Annotated in this window: 11 protein-coding genes and 1 pseudogene; all 12 read right to left on the bottom strand. The window is 68.8% G+C overall.

The window, feature by feature from the left end; translation table 11 throughout:
• Window positions 1–60 precede the first annotated feature (60 nt).
• Window positions 61–3,327 (bottom strand): FAD-dependent oxidoreductase, encoded by a 3,267-nt coding sequence (locus GXY47_02585; GenBank protein ID NLV30016.1) that lies wholly within the window; start codon window positions 3,325–3,327, stop codon window positions 61–63.
• Window positions 3,317–3,790 (bottom strand): NADH-quinone oxidoreductase subunit NuoE, encoded by a 474-nt coding sequence (gene nuoE, locus GXY47_02580; protein ID NLV30015.1) that lies wholly within the window; start codon window positions 3,788–3,790, stop codon window positions 3,317–3,319. Before nuoE ends, GXY47_02585 begins: the two co-directional genes overlap by 11 nt.
• Entirely contained in the window at window positions 3,787–4,470 is a 684-nt protein-coding gene (locus tag GXY47_02575; protein ID NLV30014.1) for a redox-sensing transcriptional repressor Rex, read from the bottom strand. Before GXY47_02575 ends, nuoE begins: the two co-directional genes overlap by 4 nt.
• 104 nt (window positions 4,471–4,574) lie before the next feature.
• Window positions 4,575–9,260 (bottom strand): TolC family protein, encoded by a 4,686-nt coding sequence (locus GXY47_02570; protein ID NLV30013.1) that lies wholly within the window; start codon window positions 9,258–9,260, stop codon window positions 4,575–4,577.
• A 12-nt stretch (window positions 9,261–9,272) separates the two neighbouring features.
• Window positions 9,273–10,553: an efflux RND transporter periplasmic adaptor subunit gene (locus GXY47_02565; GenBank protein ID NLV30012.1), complete on the bottom strand. Its 1,281-nt coding sequence runs from the start codon at window positions 10,551–10,553 to the stop codon at window positions 9,273–9,275.
• A gap of 497 nt (window positions 10,554–11,050) precedes the next feature.
• Window positions 11,051–11,218, bottom strand: a pseudogene (locus GXY47_02560) (helix-turn-helix transcriptional regulator).
• 128 nt (window positions 11,219–11,346) lie between these two features.
• On the bottom strand, window positions 11,347–12,801 hold the full coding sequence (locus GXY47_02555; GenBank protein NLV30011.1) for a response regulator: 1,455 nt from the start codon (window positions 12,799–12,801) through the stop codon (window positions 11,347–11,349).
• Window positions 12,802–12,804: 3 nt separating this feature from the next.
• Entirely contained in the window at window positions 12,805–13,245 is a 441-nt protein-coding gene (locus GXY47_02550) for a response regulator (GenBank protein ID NLV30010.1), read from the bottom strand.
• On the bottom strand, window positions 13,242–15,236 hold the full coding sequence (locus tag GXY47_02545) for a 4Fe-4S dicluster domain-containing protein (protein NLV30009.1): 1,995 nt from the start codon (window positions 15,234–15,236) through the stop codon (window positions 13,242–13,244). The genes GXY47_02550 and GXY47_02545 overlap by 4 nt, the downstream gene beginning before the upstream one ends.
• Window positions 15,237–15,269: 33 nt before the next feature.
• Window positions 15,270–16,964 carry a 4Fe-4S binding protein gene (locus tag GXY47_02540; protein NLV30008.1) on the bottom strand — a complete coding sequence of 565 codons (1,695 nt, stop codon included), beginning with the start codon at window positions 16,962–16,964 and terminating at the stop codon, window positions 15,270–15,272.
• Window positions 16,961–18,970, bottom strand: coding sequence for a 4Fe-4S binding protein (locus GXY47_02535; GenBank protein NLV30007.1), 2,010 nt, complete (start codon window positions 18,968–18,970; stop codon window positions 16,961–16,963). Before GXY47_02535 ends, GXY47_02540 begins: the two co-directional genes overlap by 4 nt.
• A gap of 2 nt (window positions 18,971–18,972) precedes the next feature.
• Window positions 18,973–19,425, bottom strand: coding sequence for an NAD(P)H-dependent oxidoreductase subunit E (locus tag GXY47_02530; protein NLV30006.1), 453 nt, complete (start codon window positions 19,423–19,425; stop codon window positions 18,973–18,975).
• Window positions 19,426–19,438: the final 13 nt, after the last annotated feature.

Raw genomic sequence — 19,438 nt, 5'->3', positions numbered from 1 at the left:
ACCTCAATCCATGCGTCCTGTCAGTACAACCGGTTCCCTGGGCCCCGTCCGTCCTTTCGGTCATTGCGGTTGCGTGAATTCCAAATCGCAGCGGGCGCAGCGCCGCGCCTCGGCCATGGCCTGCGCTTCGGTCGGGCAGAGTTCCACTTCCGCGAAACACCCCCTTCTCCGGGCCTCCGGAAGGAGGGGAAGCTCCAGCCGCGGCAGGTCCTGCCCCTCCTCGTCCACTTCCCCGACCGGCTGGATATAGACCGTGGGGAGCTGGACCTTCGGGAGGACCTTCATCAGCTTTCCGGAAACGTAGCGATCGATCATCACCGCCGCCTTCCGGCCCGAGGCGATCGACCCGATCACCGTGCTGGGGCCGGTGACGACGTCCCCCCCGGCGAACACCCCGTCCCGGCCCGTGGCCCAGGTCTCGGGGTGGGCCTCGACGGTGCCCCAGGAACTGAAGCCGAGGCCCTCGAGCCCCTCCGTCTCCGGTTCCTCGCTGATGGCCACGATCAGGGTGTCGAGCGGCACCCCGAACTCCGAGCCCTCGATCGGTACCGGCTTCTGCCGCCCCGAGGCGTCCGGGGCCCCGAGCCCGTTGCGCAGCAGCCGGAGCCCCGAAAGGCGCCCCTCCTCGCGCTCGACGGCCACGGGAGTCACCAGTGTCTCCAGCACGACCCCCTCCTCCAGCCCGGCCGCGATCTCCTCCGCGTAGGCCGGCATGCTCTCCCGGGTGCGGCGGTAGAAAACGGTCACGCTCTCCACCCCGGGCTGCCGCACGGCTACCCGGGCGGCGTCCATTGCGCTGTTGCCCCCGCCGATGACGCCGACGCGCCCCCGGGCCATCGCTTTCCCCTCGAGGTTGTAGGCTTTCAGGAACCGGACGCCCGGAACGATCCCGGCCGCCTCTTCCCCGGGTAGATCCAGCTTCTTGCTGCCGTGCGCGCCCGTGGCCACGAACACCGCCTTGTAGCCGTCGGCGAACAGCCGGTCCAGGGTGAAGTCCCGCCCCAGCGCCTGCCCGTAGCGCATCTCGATATTGGGGTTGAGCAGCCGGGCGATCTCGCGCTTGAGCCCTTCGCGCGGCAGCCGGTATTCGGGGATCGCGGCCATGAGCATGCCGCCCGCCTGCGTCTCCCTTTCGAACACCGTCACCTCGTGCCCCATCCGCGAGAGGTCGCCGGCGGCCGCCATCCCCGCGGGACCGGCACCGACGACGGCGATGCGGGCCGCGTCCGCCCGCGGGACGATCACCGCGGTCTCCGCCTCGGGGACGACGGTGTCGACCACGAAGCGCTTCAGGCTCCGGATGGCGATCGGTTCACCCCCGGTGGCCCCCGCGCGGCACACCGACTCGCAGGGGTGGTGGCACACCCGCGCGCAGGCCGACGGGAAGGGGTTGGACGCCCGGATGACGCGGTAGGCCTCCTGGTATTCGCCGCGGGCGATGTGCGCCACGTAGCGCCAGACTTCGGTCCCGACGGGACACCCGCTCTGGCAGGGGGCACCGACCAGTTCCTTGCACGACCCGGCCGGGCAGCGGCGCTCGAACATATGCGCCTCGTACTCGTCGCGGAACCACTCGAGCGTCGACAGGACCGGGTTCGGCGCGCTCTGCCCCAGCCCGCACAGGCTGGTCGTCTTGATGGTCTCGGCCAGCCGCTTCAGCTGCATGATGCCCTGCACCCTCAGCAGGGGGTCGAGGTCGCTCTCCTTGTGGCGCGGGCGCGTCACCGCCTCGAGGATCTCCAGCATCCGCCGCGTCCCCTCGCGGCAGGGGATGCACTTGCCGCAGCTCTCGGACTGGATGAATTCCATGAAGTACTTGGCGAAATCGACCATGCAGGTGGACTCGTCGACGACGACGAGCCCGCCCGACCCCATGATGGTGCCGAAGGCCTTCAGTTCCTCGTAATCGGTGCGCAGGTCGAGATGGGCCTCGGGAACGCATCCCCCCGAGGGCCCGCCGATCTGCACCGCCTTGCACCGCTTCCGGTTCGGGATGCCTCCGCCGATGGTGTACACCACCTCTCGCAGCGTCGTCCCCATGGGGACCTCGACCAGGCCCGTCCGCCGCACCATCCCGGAGAGGGCGAACACCTTGGTCCCCTTGCTCCCCTTGGTCCCCATCCCCGCGTACCAGTCCGCCCCCCGGTCCATGATGACGGGGAGGTTGCTGAGGGTCTCGACGTTGTTGATCACCGTGGGCTTCCCGAACAGCCCCTGCACGGCGGGGAAAGGGGGCCGGGGGCGCGGCATCCCGCGCCTGCCCTCGATGGAGTGGATCAGGGCCGTCTCCTCTCCGCAAACGAACGCCCCGGCCCCCATCTTGAGCCGGATCGAAAGGTCGACGCCGCTGTCGAGGATGTTGGAGCCGATCAGCCCGGCCCCCTCCGCCTGCGCGAACGCCTCGTTGAGGCGCTGGATCGCCAGCGGGTATTCCGCCCGGATGTAGACGTAGGCTTTGGTCGCCCCGATGGCGTAGGCCGCGATCAGCATCCCTTCGAGGAGCCGGTGCGGGTCGCTTTCGCATACGGCGCGGTCCATGAAGGCGCCCGGGTCCCCCTCGTCGGCGTTGCAGATCAGGTATTTCTGGTCCGCGGCCGCGCTGCGGGCGAACTTCCACTTCATCCCGGTCAGGAACCCGCCCCCCCCGCGCCCCCGAAGCCCGCTCCGGAGCACCTGGTCGATCACCTCCTCCGGGGTCATGCCGCGCAGGATGCGCGCGATCGAGCTGTATCCCCCGTGGGCGATATACTCGTTGATGTCGCCGGGGTCGATGACGCCGCTCGCGGGGAGCACCACGCGCACCTGGCCCGCGAGAAAGGGATGGTCCTCGAGGTAGCGCACCCCGTCCCAGGGCTCGGCGCCGCGGGTGTGGTACTGGCCGAGCGCCAGGTCCCCGGGCACCCGGTCGTCGAACATTACCGCCTCGAGCAGCGCGTCGACCCTGTCGGCGGTCACCGAACCGAAGCTGACACGGCATTTCCCGGGCATCTGGATGTCGACGATCGGTTCGTCGGAGCACATCCCGTTGCAGCCGACCTCGACGACTTCCCCCTTTTTGCCCCGCCGCTCCAGGAATTCCTTCACCGCGGCGATGGTCCGGGCCGCGCCCGCCCCCAGGCCGCAGGTCCCCGCGCCGATGAAGATGACCGGATGCGCAACCCGCTCGCGCCGGAGCGAGGCCAGCAGCTGCTCGAGCGTCCCGGCCTCCCGGGCGCCGGCGAACGGTTCCGACTTGAGGTCGCCCAGCAGGCTTTCGGAGATTTCGCGGAAACCGACCCAGCATTTTCCCGTCGGCGCCAGCGTCCTGTCGAAGGAATTAAGACTCATTTTTGGACTCCGTTTCTCTGCATTCCTGGATGATTTTGACCAGCTTCTGGGGGGTGACCTTCGCGTAAAACTCGCCGTTGAGGTTCATGACCGGGGAGAGTCCGCACGCTCCCATGCAGGCCACCGTTTCCAGGCTGAACAACCGGTCGCGCGAAGTCTGCCCCGCCTTGAGCTTCAGCATCTTTTCGGCCATTTCCAGCACCCGGTTGGATCCCTTGACGTGGCATGCGGTCCCCCGGCAGACGGTGAAGTGGTACTTGCCGCGGGGCTGGAACCGGAATTGGTTGTAGAATGTCGCCACCCCGTAGATCTTCGTGGCCGGCAGCCTGAGGTGTCTGCCGATCCGGGCCACCGCTTCACGGGAGAGATACCCCTGGCTTTCCTGAACCTCCTGCAGGATGGGAATAAGGGCGTCCCTGCCCGCCCGCGGGAATTTCTTCAGGACCGATTCCACGTCGTTCATGATGTGCTCTCCTTTATCGTCGATGGCGCCTGGGCCGGCGAGGCCGCCTGTTCCGTTTTCAGGGACCGGCGCGCAAAAAAGGCCACTCTGTCCAGAGACATGGCCAGGTCGATGTTCTCCACGTAAACCCCCGCGGGCACCTCGAGCGGGGTCCGGGCGAAATTCAGGATGCCCCGGATCCCGGCGGCGACGAAGACATCGGCCACGTATTGGGCTTCGGTGTCCGGGACCGCGATGATGCCCACGCTGATCCCCTCCCGGCGGATCACTTCCCCGGCGCTGTCGATCGAGTGGCACCGGCACCCGTAAATCAGCCGGTCGAACTTTTCCGGGTCGGCCTCGAAGCTGGCCGTGACCCGGAGGTTCGGCCGGCGGCCGGTGAAGAATTTCAGAAGGGCGAGACCGATGTTTCCCACCCCCGCGATGGCCGCGCGCTGTTCGCTCGAGGGGAAAACGTAGGCCTCGATGCACTCGATCAGCCGGCGCACCTCGTACCCCCGTGCCGGGGTGCCGCTGTACCCGAGAACCATGATGTCCCGGCGGACCTGGGCTGCCGTCACCTGCGCTTTGGCCGCAAGGAGGTGGGAGTACGCGTACGTCTGCCCCTCGGTCTCGAGGTCTCTAAGCGCTCTCCAGTAATGAGTTAAGCGCCCTATGGTCCGATACGATGCCCTGTTCAATTCATCGCTCCGTTATTTCTTTCGCATTGTGATTCGTTTCACACGGCATGTCAAGCAAAAACTGGCCATCACGCGAATTCCTGGAATGCCGCGCCCGGTCGGTCCTATTCCGAAAGCCGGATATGGTGGGTTTGAAGGGTCCGGGCCGTGGCCCGGTCCAGGTTCGCCGCCGCCGCGGCGAGGTCCGCGCGGGCACGCACCTCCCGGCTCCGGGCCGCGATAAAGGCAGACTGCCGCTCGAAGACCAGGAACATGGTGGAGGTGCCCGCCTCGAACTGCCGCTGTTCGCTCCCGTATTGATCCTCGGCCGCCCGGCGCGCGGTGACGGCCGCTTCGTACCGGATCCCGGCCGCATTCCACTGTTCGAGCGCGTTGCGGACATCGGCCTTCACGTACATCTCCGTTTGCCGGCGCAGGAGCTCGAGCCGCCTCCCTTCGGCCCGGGAGGCGGCCGCGTTCCCGGCCGCCGCGCGGTTGCGCAGGGGGAGTGAAATCTGGATCCCCACCTTGGCGGTAGGATAGCGTCCGTCCCAGATATTGGTGAGCGACTGGCGGTTTCCTCCCAGCAGGTGCTCCGGGACCGATCCCACCGGGAAGTCGCCGAAGGGATTCGCCGCCTGGCGGCTTCCGGCCAGGCCCGACGCCGCGAAAGTGGCGACGGCGTCGACCTGCGGCTTCTTCTGGTCCTGCCAGTAGCGCGTGTCGATGGCGTTGATGGCGATACGGAGCGCGCTCTCGGTCAGTTCGGGCCGCCCGGCGAGTGCCTGCCGGAGCGCCTCGGCGGGATCGGGCGGCTTGAAATCGGCCGCGGGCGGTGTTTCGGGAACCAGGGCGGTCTCCCACAGGGGATCCTCCGGGCCGGACGCGATCATCTGCTTCAGGTTGTTTTCCGCGGCCGTGAGGGCCTGTTGCGCGGCGGCCAGCCCCTGCAGGAAAGTCGCCACCTGGGTCTCGGCGGCGACCACTTCGATCGGCGCCAGGATCCCCTGCTCCGCCTGCCGGCGGTTGCTTTCGTATTGCGCCCGTGCCAGCTCGACCGCCTCGCGCTGCACCTGGAGGTTCTGCCGCGCGTAGGCGAGTTCCCAGTAGAGTTCGACCCCCCGGGTCACCCGTTCGATCACCTTCTGCCGCAGCTGTTCCCCGCCCAGCTCCCGGTTGCGGCGGGCCACCATCAGGGCGCGCCGGCCGGAATCGATGCGCAGGCCGCGCCACAGGGGCTGACTGTAATTGAAGGTCAGCGACGATGGGTACTGCGGGTTGAGCTGGCTGAAGAGGCTGTCGCTCTCCTCCTTGGCGTCGGAAAAGACCAGGCTGTAGGTCGAACCGATCCACGGCAGGTTCCCGCTGATCTTCGGATTGAACGACAGCTCCTTGTTGACCAGCCGGCCGCTCGACGATCCGCCGATGGCGGAGGCGATCGGGATCGCCGTCTTGGACCTGAAGGCTTCGAAGCCGAGCACCGGGTCGAAATGCCCCTTGGCGGTCTCGATTTCGTACCCGGCGCTCTCGAGGGCGATGCGGGAGATGGCGAGTTCGGGATCGTTGGCCAGAACCCACTCGATCACCTGTCCCAGGGCGACCGGGAGTTCTCCCTCTATCCCGATGCGGGGGCGCATCGGGTCCTCCCCGGGTGCCTGGGCGGCCCCGGCCGTCCGGGGGAGGAACGAGATGGCCAGGACCGCCGCGACCAGGGCGGCCGCCGCCGCTTTCGCCGCCCGCTTCGCGGGCCAGCGGATGAAACGGCGCGAGCGGAGCCAGAGCCCGAGGTCCTCCCAGAGCGAGTAGAAGACCGGGACCGCCAGGAGCGTAAGACCGAGGCAGAGGGTCTGCCCTCCCGCCACCATCCACCCGATGGAGTGGTTGGTACCGGCCCCCGCCCCGCGCGACAGCAGGAGGGGAATCATGCCGCACACCAGGGCCATCGTGGTCATCAGAATCGGCCGCAGCCGGTCCCGGTTGGCCTGGATGATGGCCTCGTAGCGCTTCATCCCCGCGGCGCGCAGGCCGTTGGTATGATCGATCTGGAGGATGGCGTTCTTCTTCACGATGCCGAAGAGCAGGAGCAGCCCCAGCCCCGACATGATGGTGATGTCCTGCCCGGTCACGAGCATGGCCAGGAGCCCGAACGGCACCGCCAGCGGCAGCGAGATCAGGATCGTCACGGGATGGATGAACGACTCGAACTGCGCCGCCAGGGCGATGTACATGAAGATGAAGGCGAGCGCGAACGCCACCGCGAAGTTGTAACCCGCCTTCCCCATTTCCCCCGTCATCCCCGTCGCGCCCCCCCTGTAGCCCGGCTCCATGTCGAGTTCCTCGATGAAACGTTCGAATCCCGCCACGGCGGTGGACTGGGAGCCCCCCGGCCTGAGGTTGCCGGAGATCTCCACGATCCGCTGCCGGTTGAGCCGCTCGATGGCCGAGGGGCCGAAGCTCTCGCGCGCCCGCACGACCTCCCTGAGGCCGACCGACCCGGTGGAGGAAGCCACCGCGAGCTTTTCCAGCCCCTCGACGCTGCCGCGGAAACGCCCCTCGGCCTGCACCACGACGTCGTACTGGTCCTCCCCGGCGTTGAAGGTGCCCACGGTCTGGCCCGCAACCAGGGTATTGAGCGCCTGCTGGACCCCCTGGACCGAAACCCCCAGGTCGGCCGCCCGCTCCCGGTCGATATCCAACCGCACCTCAGGCTTGCCCGAGCGCACCGAACTGTCGATGTCGACGAGGTCCGGGAGGGTCCGTGCCCGGGCCACCAGCCGGTCGGAATATTCCGACAACCTGGCGATGTCGGGCCCCTGCAGGTAGTACTGGACGTCGCTCATCCCGCCCGGCCCGATCCCGCTCGAGGCGGCCACGGAGAGGAACACCTCCTCCGCGTGGTTTTGAAGCATCTCCCGGACCCGCGTGGCCATGTCGTTGGACGACTCGTCCCGCTCCCCGATGTCCACCAGCTTGACGTAGATGGAAGACTCGTTGGTGCCCCCGCCCGAGTCCCCGCCCACGGTGTTCAGCGTGTGGGTCACCCCCTCGAGCCCGCGCACCCTCCGGGCGATGTCCTCGGAATAGCGCGTGGTTTCGGCGAGCGAACTCCCTTCGGGGAGGCGGATGTTGATGTTGAACTGCGACTGGTCGTCGCGGACGAACATGTTCTTGCCGCTCAGCATGAAGAGCGGGACGATCGAGAGCATCACCCCGACGCAGGCGAGCACGACGGTCTTGCGGTGAGCCATCGCCCAGACCAGCGCGCGGGTATAGGTGGCGTCGAGGAAGCGGAAGAACTTCGCGTCCTTCGACCGGCGCCCCGTCCCTTCGGCCGGCGGGCGCACGAAGCGCGAGCAGAGCATGGGGGTGAGCGTGAAGGACACCAGCATGGAGACCACCACGGCCCCGGCGCAGGTGAAGCCGAAGGCGCTCATGAAGCGTCCCGTCATCCCCCCCATGAACCCGACCGGGACGAAGACGGCCAGGAGCGAGACCGTCGTCGCCAGCACGGCGAGCCCGATCTCCTTGGTCCCGCGTTCGGCCGCCTCGAACGCCCCCATCTTCTTCTCCTCCATGTACCGGTAGATGTTCTCCAGCACGATGATGGCGTCGTCGACCACGACCCCCACCATCAGGGTCAGGGCGAGCATGGTGATCTGGTTCATGGTGTAATCGAAGATGGCCATCACCGAAAAGGCGGAGATGATGGAAACCGGGATCGCGACGGCCGCGATCAGGGTCGTGCGCCAGTTGGCGAGGAAGAAGTAGAGCACGATGCAAGCCAGCAGGCTCCCCTCGAACAGGTGGTTGCGGATGTTGTTGATGGCCGCCTGGACGAAGATCGACTGGTCGCTGATGATTTCGACCCTGACGTCCCTGGGCAGTTCCGACCGCACCTGTTCCAGCCTGCGCTTGACCGCCTCGGCGACTTCCACGGTGTTGGTCCCCGACTGCTTGTACACCGCCAGCTGCACGGCCGGGTTGCCGTCGAGGCGCACGGCCGAAGTCGGCTCCTCGCTCGAGTCCTCGGCGCGCCCGATGTCACGCACCTTGACGCTGTAGCCGCCGCGGGTCGCGACGGCGATGTCGTTGAACTCCGCCGGCTCGGTGATCTTGCCCGAGGTGCGGATCGTGAAATCCCGGGCGCCCGAACGGAGGCTGCCGCCCGGCATCTCCATGTTCTGGCTCCGCACCGCCGCGATCACCTCGGTGACCGTCAGGTCATAGGCGCGCAGGCGGTCGGGGTCGAGAATGATGCGGATTTCCCGGTTGGCCCCCCCCTGGATCCGGACCTGCCCGACCCCTTCGGCGTTCTCGAGCTTCTGCTTGAGCAGCTTGTCGGCGATCAGGGTGACGTCGCGGGTGGAGCGCGGGGCGCTGACGGCGATCTGCAGCACGCTGGAGGCGTCCGGGTCCATCTTGGACACCACCGGGACCTCGGCGCTCGCCGGCAGCTCGTTGATGACCTGGTTGATCTTGTTCTGCACCTCCTGGGCGGCGACGTTCCCGTCCTTGGACAGGGCGAACTCGATCCGGACCAGGCTCATCCCCTCCGAGGAGGTGGAGGTGAGCTCCTCGAGCCCGCTGATGCTGTTGACCGCATCCTCGATCTTCTTGGTGATCTCGTTTTCGACCTCCTCGGGGGAGGCCCCGGGGTTGACCACGGTGACCATCACGAAGGGGGCGTCGATCTTGGGCATCCGGTCCACGCCGAGCGAGAAATAGGTGAAGACGCCCGAGACGATGAACGCGAGGATCAGCATCGTCGCAAAAACCGGGCGCTTGATGCAGAGTCTGGCAAGGGAGTGCATGACTGGAGTCCTTTATGGACGGGTGGAGACGGGGGCGCCGTCGTACAGGTCCGTTTGGTTTGAGAGAATCACCGTTTCGCCGCCTTCGAGCCCGCTGAGGACCCGCACCTGGTCGCCGTCGGAATCCCCGCGGAGCACCACCCTCAGGCGCGCGACCCCGTCGGCGACGATATAGACGTGGCTGGCGTCGGTCGTGTTGTCGTAAAACACGGCCCGCTCCGGAACAAAGACCGCCCGCTCCGTCCCCGGCAGATTCACCCTGGCGCTCGCGAACATGCCCGGCCGGAGCTCGGCCCGGGGGTTGTCGAACCGGGCCTCGGCGATGAAGACGCGGGAAATGGAGTCGACGGCCGGCACGACGGCGCTGACCCGCCCGGCGAAATCCCGCTGCGGGTAGGCGGCCACGCGCGCGGTCACCCCCATGCCGGTCTTGACGAGAGCCGCCTGTTGTTCGGGGATCTCGAGCCGGAGCTTGACGCGCGCGATCCTCACCAGGGTCGCCACCTTGTTACCGGTTCCGAGCCACTGCCCGACGGCCGTAGGCCTGTCGGTGACATAGCCGTCGAACGGCGCACGGATGGAGGTGTCCTCCAGGTTCTTCCGGGCCTGGGCCACCTGGGATTCCGCCGCGGCCAGGGCGGCGCGGGCGGCCTCGATCGCCCCGAAGTTCTGCCGCGCCGCGTTGAGCTGGCCCTCGTACTGCCTGCGGGCGGAGTTCGCGGCGGCCTCGGCCGTCTCCTGCTGGGTGCGGAACTTCTCAAAGCTGCTCTGGGAAACGTCCCCGCTCCGGACCAGGTTTTCATAGCGCCGCGCGTCGGCGGCGGCCAGCCGAGCCGACGCCAGGGCCGACTCGTAGGCCGCCCTTGACGAGGACACCTCCGGGACCGATTCGGGGTCGAACGCGCCCGGCCCGCTGTGGCCCACCCGCGACTCGGCCTGGCGCAGCATGAATTTCGACTGTTCCAGGGCGGCGCGCGCCTGCTCGAGCCGGAGTTCGGCTTCGCGCTGTTCGAGCCGGCAGATCACCTCGCCCTTTTTCACGAAATCGCCCACGTCCACCGGGGTGGCGGCGACCCGCCCGCCCGCGGCCGGGGCGAGATCGGAAGTCTCCTCGGCGATGAAGGAGCCGTTGGCGCTGAAGGAGGAGGCGACCTCCTTCACGAGCGCCTTGCCGACGGCATATTCGGCCTCCGGCGCGGAAACCGCTTCCGCCTTGCGGGCGGGGCCCTGCGGGCCGGAGCATGCGGACAACGACAGCACAACCATGAACAGGAAGATGGGAATTCGTGACATGTTCAGCTCTTCGCCTTTCTGTGGCCTGCCTTGGCGACCCCGCGCCCTTTGCGGCCGGCAGGCGCCGGGGATTTTCGGATCCCCCCGAGCAGGATCCGGGCGAACTGCCGCGCCAGCTCCTCGTCGGGAAGGTCCAGGGTCGGCGCATTCATGATCCGGGTGATCTGGCCGTACTGGTGCGCCAGGGCCCCCAGCGCGATCAGGAGGGTGTGCGGGTCGCCCTCGACCAGCGCGCCCTCGCGCTGCCGACGCCGGATGTAGGCCACCAGCTTCTCGAACGTGGCGGCGTACTGCTCCTTCATCCGGGCCAGCCCCTGCCCGTGCCCTTCCAGGGCGGCGAACAGGATGACGCGTTGCAGCGCCGTGTCGTTGACGTAGGCCTCGAGGATGCGCCGGATGAAAACGACCGCCAGGCCCTCGTCGTCGCTCCGCTCCATGCAGGCCTCGACCTGCTCCCGCCACGAGTCCTCGTCCCCGGTGTCGAAGTGGAGTTCCAGCACCGCGCTGTAGAGCGCCTCCTTGGAAGGGAAATGCTGGAAGATAATGGCCTCGGTCACCCCCGCGGCGGCGGCGATTTCCCGGGTGGTCGCGCCCTTGAACCCCTTGCGGGAAAAAACGTTCAGCGCGGCCTCGAGCAGCTGCTGCTGGCGGTCGGGTGCGGACATTCGCTGGGGTGCCGGGCGCGCATCGTTCATAGGGGGCCAATATTAAGTAAGCGCTTACTTACTTGTCAAGACCTCTATTACGTCCCGGACCCCCCTCCCGTTACGCCGACCGTGCTCCCGACGCCGGGTCAGCAGGGAAAAATCACGCGGAACTCGCTCCCCTCCCCCGGACGGCTCCGGACCGCCAGGCGTCCCCCGGCGCGCTCCACCAGCCGCCTGACGATCGCCAGCCCCAGGCCGTTCCCCTCGACCCCCCGGGTCTCCTTCCGCTTCTCCCGGAAAAATTCCTCCCCGAGCCTGGCGAGGTTGCCGGGTTCGATCCCGATGCCGGTATCGCTCACGGCGATCTCCAGCCCCTCCCCCGAACGGCCGGCCCGGACCGTGACGCTCCCCGAGGCGCGGTTGTACTTCACGGCGTTGCCCACCAGGTTTGTCAGGAGGGTGCGCAGGTCGTCGGCCGGAATCGTGCAGGGGGGGAGTTCGGGCGCGAGATCGACCTCGATGCGGACCGACCGCGCCGAGGCCCGGTCGCGCCAGAGCTCGACCACCTCGCCGACGACGGTCGGGGTGTCGGCGGGAGCGTCGGGTCGCCGGGGGGCTCCCTCGTGTTCGATGCGCGAGAGCGACAGGAGGTCGGAAATGAGTTCCCCGAGGCCGTCGATCCGCTCATCGGCGCGGTCCAGGAAGGAGAGGTAGGGCCCGAGGTCGTCCCCCAGGCTGCGGTCCCTCATCACCTCGACGATCGATTTCAGGGCCCCGAGCGGGGCGCGCAGCTCATGGACCAGGGTGCGGGTGAAACGGGCCTTTTCCAGCGCCATCCTCCGCACCGAGGAGATGTCCACCGCCGTCACGATGCGCCCGAGCATGGCGCCCTCGTCGTCGTAGAATCCGCTCACGGTCACGAACAGGCGCCGCTCGCCCCGTTCCGCCTCGAAAACCGCGGGCGCGGGGTTTTGCGGGTCGAGTGCGGCCACGGCGGGGGCCAGCACGCCGCCGCCCAGGGCCGGACCCACCTGCCGCCCCAGGAGTTCACCGGCCGCCGCACCCAGCATCTCCTCCATCGCGCGATTGGCCAGCACGATCTCCCCCTCCCGGTTGACGGCCAGCACGCCGTCACGGAGGCTCGCCACCAGCGAGTGGGTCTGGCTCTTCTCCGAGGCCAGTTCGCGCAGGCTGGCCGCGTGGGCCGCCCGCAGCTCGCCGGCCTCGTCGCGCAGCTTCTTGTAGCCGAGCAGGGTGTCGACCGCCCCGAGCAGGTCGTCCGGGGAAAAGGGTTTTGGGAGGAAGAGGTCGACCCCCTGCCGGGTGGCGAAGACGGCGGTTTCGATGTTGGCATAGGCCGTGATCATGCACGTCATCACCTCCGGGCACCTCTGGCGGATCGACCGCAGGAGCGTCAGGCCGTCCACGTCCGGCAGCCGGTAGTCGATCAGGGCGACATCGTACGGCTGCTGCGTAATGAGTTCCTGCGCCCGGCGCCCGCAGTCCGCGGTATCCACCTCGTACCCTTCCAGGGTCAGGATCTCCCCTACGCCCGAAAGGATCCCGGGCTCGTCGTCCACCACGAGGATGCGTGCGGCCATGGCTCACCTCCCCCCGGCCGGTTCGTCCGGGCCGCCGAGCCGCTCACGGACCACGGCCAGGAGGCGGTGGGCGCTGACGGGCTTGTCGAGGAAGTCATCGAGGTGCGACCACTCCCGGAGCGCCTCCCGCTCCCGGGCGAACCCGATCCCCGTCTCCGAGGCGACGCCCGAGAGCATCACCAGGGGGGTGAGGCGGAAGCGCTCCTCGCGCCGGATGCGGTGCGCCAGCCGGAATCCGCTGTCGGTGTGCTCCATCATGAGGTCGAGGAGGATCAGGTCCGGTGTTTCCTCCCGGAGCAGCTCGAGCGCGGCGTCGGTCCCGCCGGCCGTGAGCACCGTGTATCCGCGGGCGCCGAAGAAAGCCTTCTGCGCCTCGAGGAAAACGGGATCGTCGTCGATGAAGAGGAGTGTGTGTTTCCCGGTGTTCGCTTTCAGTTCGTTCATGACGTCATGCTCCTTGTCTGCCGCGCCTGGCTCGCGGGCAGTTCGATGAAAAAGGCGGCCCCTTCCCCCGGCGCCGACTCGAACCAGATCGACCCGTGGTGCATCTTGACGATGCCGTAGGTGATCGCGAGCCCGAGGCCGGTGCCCCGGCCTATGCTCTTGGTCGTGAAAAAGGGCTGGAATATGCGGTCGTGGTCTTCCGCGGGGATGCCGCAGCCGTCGTCCCGGACCGCCAACCGGACCCGGTCGCGGGCGCCCGCCCATTCGAGCGACACCGTCACCTTCCCGCCGCGGTCCCCCAGCGCCTCGATCCCGTTCCGCACCAGGTTCACGACGACCTGCGTCATCTGGTCGGCATCGATGTCGGCCTCGATCGGTTCGGGGACCGGCTCCAGCGACAGGCGGACGCCGGCGCGCCCGAGGGCCGCGGCGTCGAAGGACTTTTCGAGGACCCCGGCCAGGAACCGGTCCAGCCGGCAGGGAGAGAACCGCACGCGGTTCTGGCGGGCGAAATCGAGCAGGCCCGCCACGATCCTCTTGCAGCGCTGGGTCTCCTTCTGCACCAGGTCGATGTCCCTGGCCACCGCCGCCCCGCCCCCCACCTTGCGCTCGATGAGGCCGGCATAGAGGAGGATGGTCCCCAGGGGGTTGTTCAGTTCATGGGCGATCCCCGCCGCCAGCTGCCCGAGCGAGGCCAGCTTTTCGGTGCTTACCAGCTGGCGGTGGATTTCGCGCAGGTCCCGCCAGGGCACGTGCAGCTCGTGGCACACCCGCTCGGCCTGGTCGATCAGGAAGGGGAGGCACATCGCCTCCTCGGCCAGCCCGTTGACCACCGCCGCCGCCTTGGCCCTGCACGTGGGATAGCCGCAGGCGCCGCAGTTCAGCTCGTCCTCGGGCGTGAACTTGTTCGTGCGCGCCAGGACGTTGCGGATCTCCTCCTCGGTGGGTTCCGCGAGGCGCCGGTCGTCGCGGGAGAAGTCCCTCTCGAGCCGTTCCGGGGGGGCGCCCCCCCCCGTTCCCGGCCGCGCCTGCCGGGCGAAGTCGCAGATGCTCGCACGCCGGCGGTGGCGGGCGGCCGCCCGCGACATGCCCGGCCCCTCGTGGCAACCGTGGCACATCAGGGCCTCCACCAGGCGTGGACGGATTCCCCCCGATTCCATGTCGGCCAGCACCTCGTCGGTTTCGCGCCGCCCGGTGGCCACGACGAAGCGCCCGTCGAGCGGGTCGGATTCCAGGCCGGCGCTGATCAGCAGCCCCCCGACCAGGGGGAAGGCGCGGCCCGAGCCCGCCCGCGGCGGGTCGGCCGCCGACGGCTCCGCGCTTCCCGGTTCGATGCCCCGCTGCGCGAACAGGCGCCGGATTTCGCTGAAGGTCAGGACCTCGTCGACCACCGGGGGCAGGAGCGGGTCCCTGGCCTCCACCTTCTTGGCGATGCAGGGGCCGATGAAGACGCAGCGCACCTCCGGGCCGTGGATCGCGCGCACCTCCTCGGCGATGGCGATCATGGGAGAGACGATCGGGGCCAGCCGGGGGACCAGGTCGGGGTGATACTTCCGGATGCGCTCGACGATGGCGGGGCACGCGGTGGCGATCCAGGACCCTCCGGGGTCCCGGGAGAGCAGTTCCTCGTAGGCGGCCGAAACCCGGTCCGCCCCCCTGGCCACCTCGACGACATAGCGGAACCCGGCGGCGCGCAGGGCCCCCACCACCCGGTCCGGCTCGATCCCGGCGAACTCGGCCGGATAGGAGGGGGCCACGAGCGCCGCCACGGGGAGCGCCCCCGACAGCAGGGCGTTCGTCAACTCCACGCCCGACACGTAGGTCTTGGCGTTCTGGCTGCACACGGTGGTGCAGCGTCCGCAGGCGATGCAGCGTTCCGCCACGACCGACGCCTGACCGTCGACGATGCGGATCGCCTTCACCGGGCAGGAGCGGACGCAGGTGTAGCACCGGCGGCAGTTCTGTTTGATGGTCTCGATGGCGGTGAACATGATGACGCTCCCTTTCCGCGACGCCGCGCCCCGCTAGGGTCGCTCGCTCCGGTCGCTGTAGCCCCGGTGGAGCCACTGGTGGCCCTTCCGGCTCCCGGCCCCGCCGAGGACCTCCTCGTACAGGCGAAGCACCGCCCGGTTTTCGTGGGCCCCCTGCAGCTTCTCCCTCCGGTCCGCGTCGCGGATCTTGCCGCGCAGCGCCTTCAGGCCCCCTTCGGAAACCGACCGGGGCTGTCCCCCTCCGCCGATGCAGCCTCCCGGGCAGCTCATGACCTCGACGAAATCGAGCGGCAGCGTTCCCGCCTCGACCTGCTCCAGCAGCGCGCGCGCGGCCCCGAGTCCGCTCACCACCGCGCAGCGCAGTTGCCGCCCGCCCAGGGTGACGGTAAAGGTCCGGAGCCGTTCGTCCCCCTGGAGGGGCGTCAGCACCGACGGGCCCAGCCTGCTGGAATCCCCTTTGAGGTGGGCCGCTGTCCGGAGCGCCGATTCCAGCACGCCCCCGCTCCCCCCGAACAGGCGACCGCCGCCGCTGGCCTCCGCGAAAGGCTCGTCGAGTTCCGCGGGCTCGAGGTCCGCATCGAGCCGCAGGCCGAATTTCTCCAGCAGCGGGCCGAGCTCCCGCGTCGTGAGCACCGCGTCGAGGTCCCCGACCTCCACCGCCTCGTACTTCTTCGCCGTGCAGGGCATGACGGCGACCGAGAAAAGGCGGCGTCCCGGCTGCGCCGCCCGCTTCCTGATGAGGGTGGCCGCCATCTGCTGGGGCGATTTGCATGTCGAGAGGTTCCCGATGAAGCGCGGACGGTGCAGCTCGACGAACCGGACCCAGGAGGGGCAGCAGCTGGTGAACATCGGCAGCGGCCCCCCCCGCTCCAGGCGGCCGAGAAACTCGTGCGCCTCTTCCATGACCGTGAGATCGGCCGTGAACGCCGTGTCGTAGACCGCGTCGAAACCGATCCGCCGCAGCGCCCCGCTGAGCAGCCCCAGCGCTTCCGGAACGCCCCGCAGCCCGAGCTCCGCGGCCAGCGTGGCGGGAACGGCCGGCGCGATCTGGGCGACCACCCGGGTCCCGGGATCCGCCAGCGCCTCGACCAGGCCGGCGAACGCGCTCTTCTCCCGCAGGGCCCCGGTCGGGCACACCCTCACGCACTGTCCGCAGAACACGCAGTCCGAAACGTCCAGGCCCGCGTCCGCCCCCGGCCGGACAAGGGTGCGGAACCCTCGGCCCGCGTAGTCGATGGCGCCGATCCCCTGCACGTCTTGGCACACCGTCACGCAGCGCCCGCACAGCACGCACTTGTTGGGATCGCGCACGATGGCGGGGGAGGAAACATCGACCGGGTGTCCCTTGGGCCCTCCGCCGTAGCGGCGCCCGCGGATGTCCATCCCGGCGGCCAGGCGGGAAAGCTCGCAGTCCCCCGAACGTTCGCAGTACAGGCAGTCGTCCGGGTGGCTCGCCAGCATCAGTTCCACGATGTTGCGCCGGATGCGCAGGACACGCGGGGAATGGGTCCGGACGGAAAGCCCCTCCCGGACCTTCATCGTGCAGCTCGTCTCGAGCCGCGGTTGCCCCTCCACCTCCACCAGGCACACCCTGCACGAGGCGTGCGGCACGGAGGAGTGCTCCATGGCGCACAGGTGGGGGATCCGGATGCCTGCCCGGGAGGCGGCCGCCAGCACCGTTTCCCCCTCGTGACACGCCACCGCTCTTCCGTTGATCTCGATATTCACAGTGTCACCTCCCGCCACGGCGCCTTTTCGATGGCGTCCTTCGGACAGACCGGGACGCAGGCGCCGCAGCCGATGCAGCGGTCCTCGATGATGTAATGGGCCTGTTTGCGCTCGCCGACGATGGCCCCCTGCGGGCATTCCTTGCGGCAGATCCCGCACCCGATACAGAGGGCGTTGTCGATGGCAAAGGTGCGCAGGCCTTCACAGGCCCCCGCGGGGCAGCGGTGCTCGTAGAGGTGCGCCTCGTACTCGTCGCGGAAGTAGCGCAGGGTCGAGAGCACCGGGTTGGCCGCCGTCTGGCCGAGCCCGCACAGCGACCCCTCCCGGATGGTTTCCGCCAGTTCCTCGGCCGCCATCAGCCCCCGGAAGCGCAGCAGCCGCTCCATTTCGCTGTCGACCGGTTTCCGGCAGAGGGCCTCGAGGATCTCGTACAGGCGCGTGGTCCCCTCGCGGCAGGGGGTGCACTTGCCGCACGATTCCGACCGGATGAAGTCCATGAAGTACTTGGCCACGTCCACCATGCAGGAGCGTTCGTCCATGACGACCAGACCTCCCGACCCCATGATGGCCCCCCGCTCCTGCAGCGCGCGGTAGTCGACGGGCACGTCGAGCCGGTCGGCCGGGAGGCATCCGCCGCTCGGTCCCCCGATCTGCACCGCCTTGAGGCGGTGGCCCGGCAGGGCGCCCCCCCCGATCTCCTCCACGATTTCGCACAGGGGCATGCCGATCGGGACCTCCACCAGGCCGCTCGAGCGCACGGCGCCCGACAGGGCGAAGACCTTCGTGCCCGAGGCGCCCGCGCCGATGCCGGAAAACCATTCCGGGCCCCTCTCCAGGATGGGAGGGACGTTGGCCAGCGTCTCGACGTTGTTAAGGACGGTGGGTTTGCCGTAGAGCCCCTTCTCGGCGGGATACGGGGGGCGGGGACGCGGCATGCCGCGCCGCCCCTCGATGCTGTGGATGATGGCCGTCTCCTCGCCGCAGACGAAGGCTCCCGCCCCCGGCTTGATCCGCACATCGAAGGAGAACTGGCTGTCGAGGATGTTATCCCCGAGCAGCCCCGCCTCCCGGAGCGCCGCGATGGCCGCCTCCAGCCGCTCGATGGCCAGCGGGTACTCGGCTCGGCAGTAGATGTATCCCTTCCGCGCCCCGATGGCGTAGGCCGCGATCTGGAGCCCCTCGAGCACGCGGAAGGGGTCCCCCTCGAGCACGGCCCTGTCCATGAAGGCCCCGGGGTCCCCCTCGTCGGCGTTGCAGATGACGTACTTTTCGGCGCTCGCCTGGTCGTGGGCGATGCGCCATTTGCGCCCCGTCAGGAATCCCGCCCCCCCCCGGCCGCGCAGCCCCGAGGCGACCAGGGCATCGCACACCTCGGCCGGAGTCATGGAGGAAAGCGCGCGGCTGAGGCCTCGGAGCGCCCCCCGTGCGAGCGCCGCGTCGAGCGACACGGGATCGATGATGCCGCAGTTGGCCAGCACCACCTTCTGCTGGCGGGCGAAGAAAGGGACCCGGCCGATCTCCGGCAGGGAGGCCAGGGGCCCCGTCGTCCCGTCGTGCCGGCCCAGGGCGAGCGGGTGGTCCGGTCTGCCCCGCAGCAGCACGTCTCCCAACAGGCCGTCCACATTGTCGCGCGTCACGCCCGCGTAGGCGATGCGGGGGCCGCCGGGAAGGGCGATATCGACGAACACCTCCTTCTGGCAGTAACCGATGCAGCCGACATCCACGATGGCGGCATCCAGCCGGTTTTCCCCCAGGAAGGCCTCGACCCGTTTCCGGATCGCCCCGGCGCCGTTGGCAAGCCCGCAGGTGCCCATGCCGAGGAAGATCAGGATCCCCTCCCCCCCCCGGCGCGCACGGGCGAGCCGATCGGCGCGCAGCTGACGGCACCCGGGGCCGTCGTGGCACAGCGGGCCCTTTTCGATGCACGCCACGGCGTTCACGCAGGGGGACGAAGGCCGGTGCCGGCAGGCGTCGCAACAGGGCTGCAAAAGTTCGCTCTTGTTCATAATCACCTCGAAAGATCGTCGATCATCCTGTCCAGCTTCTCCTCGTCCACGTTGCCGTGGAATTCGCCGTCGACCCGGACCACGGTCGCGATCGAACAGGCGCCGAGGCACGCCGGGGTCAGCAGCGTGAAGCGACCGTCGCGGGAGTTCCCGTTCTTCTGCAGCTTGAGCCTCCGGCGCAGGTGGTCGCACAGCCTCCCGCTCCCGCGCACGTGGCAGGCCGTGCCGCGGCAGATCTCGATCACGTGCTCGCCCAGCGGGTCGAGCCGGAACTGGTTGTAAAAAGTGGCGACGCCGTAGACGGTGCTCCGCGGCACCCCGAGCGCGCGGGCGATTCCGGCTATGGCCGGGTCCGTGACGTACCCGAACTCCTTCTGCGCCGCCTGAAGGAGCGGGATGAGGCTCGAGGGGCTGAGCTCACCCTGCCGGTCGATGATCTCGGCTATGGTCTGCATATCTCCTCCTTCC

It is taken from the genome of Acidobacteriota bacterium (genome assembly GCA_012729555.1).
In the GTDB taxonomy this organism is placed as follows: domain Bacteria; phylum Acidobacteriota; class UBA6911; order UBA6911; family UBA6911; genus UBA6911.
The sequence above is the reverse complement of the archived record's forward strand: the minus strand, read 5'-3'. Positions and strand labels throughout refer to the sequence as shown.

What these genes read in the sequence shown, in the direction of transcription:
- GXY47_02565 (NLV30012.1), bottom strand. Translation starts at nt 10,553, where the DNA reads ATGTCACGAATTCCCATCTTCCTGTTCATGGTTGTGCTGTCGTTGTCC.
- GXY47_02530 (NLV30006.1), bottom strand. Translation starts at nt 19,425, where the DNA reads ATGCAGACCATAGCCGAGATCATCGACCGGCAGGGTGAGCTCAGCCCC.
- GXY47_02570 (NLV30013.1), bottom strand. Translation starts at nt 9,260, where the DNA reads ATGCACTCCCTTGCCAGACTCTGCATCAAGCGCCCGGTTTTTGCGACG.
- GXY47_02550 (NLV30010.1), bottom strand. Translation starts at nt 13,245, where the DNA reads ATGAACGAACTGAAAGCGAACACCGGGAAACACACACTCCTCTTCATC.
- GXY47_02585 (NLV30016.1), bottom strand. Translation starts at nt 3,327, where the DNA reads ATGAGTCTTAATTCCTTCGACAGGACGCTGGCGCCGACGGGAAAATGC.
- GXY47_02555 (NLV30011.1), bottom strand. Translation starts at nt 12,801, where the DNA reads ATGGCCGCACGCATCCTCGTGGTGGACGACGAGCCCGGGATCCTTTCG.
- nuoE (NLV30015.1), bottom strand. Translation starts at nt 3,790, where the DNA reads ATGAACGACGTGGAATCGGTCCTGAAGAAATTCCCGCGGGCGGGCAGG.
- GXY47_02535 (NLV30007.1), bottom strand. Translation starts at nt 18,970, where the DNA reads ATGAACAAGAGCGAACTTTTGCAGCCCTGTTGCGACGCCTGCCGGCAC.
- GXY47_02545 (NLV30009.1), bottom strand. Translation starts at nt 15,236, where the DNA reads ATGTTCACCGCCATCGAGACCATCAAACAGAACTGCCGCCGGTGCTAC.